This is a genomic window from Spirochaetota bacterium (assembly GCA_038043445.1).
Taxonomy (GTDB): domain Bacteria; phylum Spirochaetota; class Brachyspiria; order Brachyspirales; family JACRPF01; genus JBBTBY01.
Genome location: JBBTBY010000118.1, coordinates 46,134 through 52,480, shown reverse-complemented (window position 1 = coordinate 52,480; position 6,347 = coordinate 46,134). Strand labels below are relative to the sequence as shown.

Below are 6,347 nucleotides of genomic sequence, written 5' to 3'. Positions count from 1 at the left end.
GAAGCCGTCGTCCGGATGAAAATCGTTCACATCGACCATGAAGATGATAAGATCGGCCGACTCGGCCTTCGCGACCGCGCGCTCCTGAACCTTCTTGTTAAGCACATCATTCGACCGGTCGACCAATCCGCCGGTGTCGAATATCATGACGGCCTGCTTCTTTATCGTGAACACTTCCTGGTTCACATCGCGTGTGACGCCCGGGGTGGGCTCCACGATGGACTTGCGCCGTCCGACAAGTTTGTTGAAAAGCGTGGATTTGCCCACGTTCGGCCGGCCGATGATAGCTATTCGATACATGTGTTATTCCGTGGTAAAGAGTATACCACGCATCCGAGTTGTGTCAAATTCGATTATTTTCCGTATTGAATGCATGGTATGGGCTGCGCTATGCACACGTGCAACACGCGTGCTGCTTGACGATGCAAGGGAACGCAGTATACTTTACCCAGAGGAGTCCCCTATGCCGGCACCGGTATTCTTCACACCATGTACCCATGACGGGGGTGATGTTACGGCGAGAATAAGCGCCCTCTTAAGCGCGGTTGAACTCGGTTCGCTTATCACGAAAGGTTCACTCATCGCCCTGAAAACGCATTTCGGCGAAGAGGGCAATACGACGCATGTCGCACCAAGGCATATTCGCGCATTCGTCGATCATGTCAAGTCGCTCGGCGGTCTGCCGTATCTCACCGAGACGAGCGTCCTCTATAAGTCGCAGCGTATGAACGCGGTCGCGCATACCATACTCGCCTACAGTCACGGCTTCACGTACGAGGCGGTGGGCGCGCCCATCATCATGTCGGACGGACTCCGCGGTAATCTCGAACGCGAAGTGGACGTGAACGGGGACTACTACAGGAAAGTGCCTATCGCCGCCGATGCCGTTTCACCCGACGCGATGATAGTTATCTCGCATGCGACCGGCCATCTCGCCGCGGGCTTGGGCGCTGCGCTCAAGAACCTCGGCATGGGGCTTTCGTCACGCAAAGGAAAGCTCAATCAGCATTCCAAGTCCAAGCCGCATATCGACCGCGAGGAGTGTACCGCATGCGAGGCATGCATACGCAATTGCCCGGTTAACGCCATCGCGCTTCATGACGGCAAGGCGCGCATCGATGAAGCGATATGCATCGGCTGCGGAGAATGCATCACGGTATGCGCATTCTCCGCGGTGGGCTTCCGCTGGGACGGTGCGAGCGCCGATCTTCAGAAAAAAATGGCCGAACATGCCGCGGGCGTCATCAAAGGCATGGAAGGAAAGCTCGTCTATTGCAACTTCCTTACGAACATGACGAAGGACTGCGACTGCATATCCGAGGATGAAAAGCCCATCATCCCCGACATCGGCATACTCGCCTCGCGCGATCCGGTGGCTATCGATATGGCGACGCTTGATCTCACGAAGCGGTCGTCGGGAAAAACGCTTGCCGCACTCGCGTTCCCCGCGCTCGACCCGCTCGTACAGATGATCCATGCCGAACGCATGGGCTTGGGGAACCGGGGATATGAATTGAGAACGATATGAAACGCGCGGAGATAATCGAAAGCCGCCGCATGGCGTCCGGCCGGCGGATATCCCTTGTCGAGGGCTTCATCCAAACGGCGGGCATATCGCTCGGAGGCATTTTCGCGCCTAATTTCGTGCTCACCGGCCTTCTCCTCACCGGTCTCAATGCGAACAATCTTCTCATCGGCTTTGTCACCGCCATCCCCTTCCTTGTCGGGCTTCTGCAGCCGCTGACGAATATCGCATCCCATCGCGTGAAAAGCCGAACCTTCATGGTCGGCGTGTTCGCGTTCGGCGGTCGTCTTCTTTTCATCAGCGCCGTATTCGCGGGGGTGTTCGCTGCGCCGGAGCAGAGGACCATCCTCTTCATCGTTCTCATGTCCATCTCCGCCGTCGTCATGTCATTCTCGGTAACGCCCTGGGGCGCATGGATGGCCGATATCGTACCGGAGCGCACCCGCGGAAGCTATTTTGCCGTACGCAATGCGCTTACGAGCGCCGCGGCGATAGGCGGCTCGCTTGCGGCAGGATACATTCTCACACATCTCAAGGGAAATGCAGGTTTTACGCTCATCTACGCGCTCTGCATCGTTACAGCAGCCGTCGGTTTCATTCTGATACTGGTGCAGTATGAACCGAAGCCGAAGGACGGCGGTGCGTATGTGCCGCTTGCCGCGTACCGCACATTGTTCGGCGATAAGAACTTCATCGCCTTTACCGGCATTGTCGTGTTCGTGAATTTCTCACTGCTCATCGCCGGCCCCTTCTACGCCGTTCACTTCCTCGAGCATCTGCGGATACCGTATCATACCTTCGGCGTGCTCTCCGCCGCCGCTGCCGCCTGCGGCATACTCGGATATCTCTTTTTCGGCAAACTTTCCGACATCATCGGCAACCGCATGGTGATGAAGATAACGCTCGCTATGCTCGTCATACCCGCCGTACTCTGCATCATCGCCCCGCGCGCGAACTATTTCCCGTTCGTGCTTGCGGCACTCCTCGTAAGCGCGTTCTTCAACACCGGCCTTTCGCTCGCCGCCTTCAACGCATCGCTCATCGTTTCCCCCTCGGAAAAGCGCACCCTCTATCTCGGCGTATACACCGCGATAACATCGCTTGCCGCCATCGGCGCACCCGTCATCGGCGGGCTTCTCATCGATATCTTCAAGGCGCATCCTATGCCGATGCTTGGTTTTCTCCCGCCGACCGCGCTGATATTCGGCATAAGCGCGGTATGCATCGTCATTGCGCTCATCGTATTCCCCTATTATCGGGAAGGCGAGCACACGGCCGATGTTCCGGTCGCCGAGATGTTCAGGCCGGAATTCGCCGGATCGCTCTATCGCCTTTTCCTTGCATCGTTCCTGCCGTACTTCCCGTCGCGGAAAAAGCTCGCCGACGATATCGGCGGAGCGGAAAGTCCCATGGCGGTGAGCACGCTCGCGAGGCTCCTCTGCGATATGGACCTGGAAGTGCGCCGCGCCGCCATTGAAGGCCTTGCGAGGACGAAAAGCACAGATGCACGCACCATGCTCTTCGCTCATTACAAGGATGCATGCATCATCGAGCGATGCGATATCGTCCGCGGTATGCGGTATTTCCCCGGCATCGACACCGAGCGCTTCCTCATGGACAATCTCGAAAGCGATGATGCCGTCGTACGCGCCGAGGCCGCGCATGCGCTCGCTGCTACAGGCGGGAGCATGTCGCGGGATACGGCATTTTCGCGTTTACAGAAGGAACGAACGCCTGAACTTATCATCCTCTACCTTGAGATACTCGCCCGATACGGCATGCTCGACGCGCTGCCGATAGCGCTTAAGCGATACGCGTCCATGACATCGGCCGTGGCGAGGAACGATATGCTCTATCAGATAGCACGGCTTCTGGGCATACGCGATGATTTCTACGCCTTCGCCGGGCTTGGCACGGAAGAGGAGCGGCTCAACAAGCTCATCACCTACGTCCACAGGCTTTTTCAACTGCTCAGACGTCAGGACACGGTATCAAGTGATGCGGCGCTCAAGGCGGATGTGAACGTGCTCGAGCGTGAGCTTTCCGCGTTCGTGCGCGACAGTGCCGCGAACACGCTCCGTCCGTTCCGCCTAAAGCTCAATGCCATCATCGCGCGTGCGGTGCACAGCCCCAACAGGGTGATAGGTGAATTCGTGGATTACTTTTTATCGCGGCAGAAGATAAACAATACGGAAACGGCTCTGCTCCTGCTCGAGATAAACCGTTACCTTTCAATACGCGCGCGGATACAGTAGCCGGAGCGTGAGTCCTTATTTTTCCCATACCATTATCAATGGGATGATAAAACAAAGCGCGGTCAGGCTGAACACACAGATAAGGATCATCGGCAGCCCGGGGATCATTGTGCCTTGCGGTTTCACTATTTGATACACAACACGCGAAAGCCATAGGATGCTCATCACTATCAGATGGACCTTGATGTTCTCAGATCGCGTAAAGACGACCACGAGCGTATAGGCGCCGAGCAATGTCAGCGTTGTCGATAAAAAGAAATTCGCTGCGGTGATACCGTTCCTGAGCTCGTCCGGTATTGACGGCATGTACGAGAACCATTTATACATCGCGGGAACGGCATAATGCCATACGCCGAACCCCAGTGTGATCACACCGCCGGATATCGTAAGTATTTTGGCCGTTATATTCACTTGATCGCTGTCATGACACGAGCGTGCCGATGTTCTCGCCGATAAGCGCTTTCGTTATTGCGCCTGCCGTCAGCATATTGAAAACCCGTATCGGTATGCGATGATCCTTTGCCATGGCGAACGCGGAAAGGTCCATGACGCGCAGGTTCTTCGTGATCGCTTCATCGAACGAGAGTTTTTCGTATCGCGTTGCGGAGGGGTCTTTTTTCGGATCGGCGCTGTACACGCCGTCGACCTTCGTTCCCTTGAGTATTATCTCGCAGTCCGTTTCAAGCGCGCGGAGCACCGCCGCGGTATCCGTCGTGAAGAACGGGTTCGATGTGCCGCCGGGTATGATGATGACGCGCTTTTGCATCATATGCTCGATAGCCCGGTCGCGCTGGAACGTATCGACGAGCGTTCCCATCGGTACCGCGGAAAGCACGACCGCGGGAAGGTCGAGGTGATGAAAGCCGTCCTTGAGCGCAAGCGCGTTCATCATGGTGGCAAGCATGCCCATGCCGTCGGCGACAGCGCGCGTCATGCCCGTTTCGCTCACGCCCTCGGCGCCGCGGAAGATATTCCCCCCTCCGACAATAAGCGCTATCTCAACGCCTTTTGACACAGCGTCGCGTATCTCGGTGCCGATGCGCTTAACGACAGCGGCATCGATGCCGTAATCGCTTCTGCCGAGGAGTACTTCGCCGGAGAGTTTCAGAAGAACGCGTTTATACATGCTATGCCCCGCATACGGATACTTGCGTGATTGTATCACAGGCAGGGGGATTCGCAATCACGGGCAGGAGGTGCCGCGGGAAGATCAAGGAAAGAGACAGAAGTAAAGGACATGGACGCGGATTACGCGGACAACCCCGCCTCTTCTTGACGTAGAACATCGACATACTATACTGTACACGACGCACATCGTGTGCCGACACGACCGCAAGGAGTTCCCATGAAACGCGAACGCATCATCGTTCTCATGCTCATCACAGCGGCGCTTGTATTCCCGCAGAAAAAGCCTTACGAGATATTCGACGGCACGGAGATAGAGTTCACGTTCACGAATACCATCGATAATACCGAACAGAAAGCAGCGGTGTATCTCCCGCGCGGCATCGAATCCGAAAAACCGCCGCTCCTCATGCATCTGCACTATCTCGGCGGCGACCGCTTTACAGCGAAGCGGCTCATGTTCTATCAGGCGGCGGACAAGCTCAAATGGATGATACTCTCGCCGGAACTTCACGGGAAGAACACGACGGGCGGGCAGACATCGTATTCATCGCTTGAGGCGCAGCATGATGCGATCGACGCGCTTAACACAGTGCTCGGGAAATACACGAACATAGACCGGCGACGGCTCTATCTCGCCGGGCGCTCCATGGGCGGCATGCTCTCGATGCTTCTCGCCGCGAAATATCCCGACATTTTCGCCGGAGTCTGCTCCGGACAGGGCATCTATGACCTCGCGGATTTCTACCGCAATTCATCGCTCATGCTCAATGAAAAGACAAAAGCCGCCCTCGTCAAGGAAATGGGCGGCACGCCGGAAGCGGTGCCGTTCGACTATGCGCGGCGATCATCGCTCACCTTCGCGCGAAACACACGGACCATACCCGTCGTCATGTGGGCGTGTTCGGAAGATACGGTGGTGCCGTTCTCCAACGCGGAGCGCATGCAGGCGGAGGTGCAGAAATACAATCGCTTTCAGGCGCCGGTGAATTGGCTCGTCAATGCATCGCATTGCCCGGCGAATTTCTCGAGCGAATGGGAATGCGAGAAGCTCCGATACGTCGAGAACAGCGCCGAGACATGTCTCTATCGCGACATGCCCTGGAGATATTTCAAGGACCTTTCCATCGTCTGCGATGAATCGAAATGGTTCTATTATGTGTACATGCGGCTTGCCAAGGAGAACACGCTCGGGGAATTCACCACGGCGATATCAGACGCGTCACTGGCGATAACCGCGAAGGGGCTTAAGGGAATAGTCATCGATCTCTATTACGCCGCGGGCAATCCCAAAACGACCGCCGATGCGGCGAAGGTATTGAGTTCGTACTCGGTCGCCGCCGACAGGGAGATTGCCGTGGAATTCGTTTTCAAGACACAACCGCTGTCGAAAGTTTCCATTAAGAAAGGCACCGGAAAAATATCGTACGGGGTGAAATGAT

General features: G+C 56.3%; 6 protein-coding genes. 3 read left to right on the top strand and 3 right to left on the bottom strand.

The features are described from left to right. Window positions 1-300, bottom strand: a 300-nt coding sequence (locus AABZ39_16285; protein MEK6796340.1) for a GTPase, incomplete at its 3' end; no start/stop codon positions are given. Window positions 301-463: 163 nt separating this feature from the next. Here AABZ39_16285 and AABZ39_16280 point away from each other — a divergent pair. Further along, the gene (locus AABZ39_16280) at window positions 464-1,528 is read left to right on the top strand and encodes a DUF362 domain-containing protein (GenBank protein MEK6796339.1); all 1,065 of its coding nucleotides are present in this window, start codon (window positions 464-466) and stop codon (window positions 1,526-1,528) included. Then, window positions 1,525-3,780, top strand: coding sequence for an MFS transporter (locus AABZ39_16275; GenBank protein ID MEK6796338.1), 2,256 nt, complete (start codon window positions 1,525-1,527; stop codon window positions 3,778-3,780). The genes AABZ39_16280 and AABZ39_16275 overlap by 4 nt, the downstream gene beginning before the upstream one ends. A 15-nt stretch (window positions 3,781-3,795) precedes the next feature. Here the strand turns inward: AABZ39_16275 and AABZ39_16270 are convergent, their stop codons facing one another. After that, complete coding sequence (locus tag AABZ39_16270) at window positions 3,796-4,191, bottom strand: hypothetical protein (GenBank protein MEK6796337.1); 396 nt, start codon at window positions 4,189-4,191, stop codon at window positions 3,796-3,798. Between the two features lie 10 nt (window positions 4,192-4,201). Then, window positions 4,202-4,906 (bottom strand): UMP kinase, encoded by a 705-nt coding sequence (gene pyrH, locus AABZ39_16265; protein MEK6796336.1) that lies wholly within the window; start codon window positions 4,904-4,906, stop codon window positions 4,202-4,204. A gap of 219 nt (window positions 4,907-5,125) precedes the next feature. Between pyrH and AABZ39_16260 the strand changes: the two genes are divergently transcribed. Continuing rightward, window positions 5,126-6,346, top strand: coding sequence for a prolyl oligopeptidase family serine peptidase (locus AABZ39_16260; GenBank protein MEK6796335.1), 1,221 nt, complete (start codon window positions 5,126-5,128; stop codon window positions 6,344-6,346). The last annotated feature ends 1 nt before the right edge of the window (window position 6,347 follow it).

Bases quoted from the DNA above. Each gene is read 5' to 3' on its own strand.
- AABZ39_16280 (MEK6796339.1), top strand. From the start codon at position 464: ATGCCGGCACCGGTATTCTTCACACCATGTACCCATGACGGGGGTGAT.
- AABZ39_16275 (MEK6796338.1), top strand. From the start codon at position 1,525: ATGAAACGCGCGGAGATAATCGAAAGCCGCCGCATGGCGTCCGGCCGG.
- pyrH (MEK6796336.1), bottom strand. From the start codon at position 4,906: ATGTATAAACGCGTTCTTCTGAAACTCTCCGGCGAAGTACTCCTCGGC.
- AABZ39_16260 (MEK6796335.1), top strand. From the start codon at position 5,126: ATGAAACGCGAACGCATCATCGTTCTCATGCTCATCACAGCGGCGCTT.